This window comes from Streptomyces sp. AC627_RSS907, from assembly GCF_019049165.1.
In genome coordinates, this window is the sequence record NZ_JAGMUE010000846.1 from 1 (window position 1) to 564 (window position 564).

Genomic DNA, 564 nt, shown 5'->3' on the forward strand with positions numbered 1-564 from the left:
CCCTTGGCGTACGCCTTGCCGGGGGTGCGGCCCTCGGGCGCGAAGTACTGGGTGTGGTCCCAGCGGTCGGCCGGCACCTCGGTGACGGAGTCCGTCCCCGAGGCGAGGTTGGCCCACAGTTCCCGCAGGTCGTCGGCGCCCGGGTAGCGGCCGTCGACGCCGATGACCGCGATGTCCTGGGCGCCGGCGGGCGCGGGCTCCACGCGCGGGGAGGTGGCCGTGGCGGCCGTCGCCCGGAAGCGGGGGGCCGCGTGCTGGGCGGCCACGGGCTCCGGTGTGGCGGGCCGCCGTTCCGTCTCGGCGACCGCGGCCCCGGGCTCGGCCTCCGGCGCGGGCTCGGGGGCGGGCTCGGGGGCGCCGAACAGGCGCTGGAGGTCGGCCGCGCGGTCGGCCACGAAGTGGTCGGCCAGCTCCTCGATGCTGCCGTACTCGAAGAACAGGGTCTTCGGCAGCTCCCCGAAGTCCTCCTCCATCCGCCGGGTCAGGCTGATCATGACGATCGAGTCGATGCCGAAGACCTCGAAGTCGTCGGCGGCGTCGATCTTGTCCGGGTCGCTCTTGATC

General features: G+C 74.8%; 1 protein-coding gene. It reads right to left on the reverse strand.

Features of this window, described 5'->3' with window-relative positions:
• On the reverse strand, positions 1-564 hold a 564-nt coding region (locus tag KUM32_RS38980), incomplete at both ends, for an acyl carrier protein (RefSeq protein WP_217146510.1).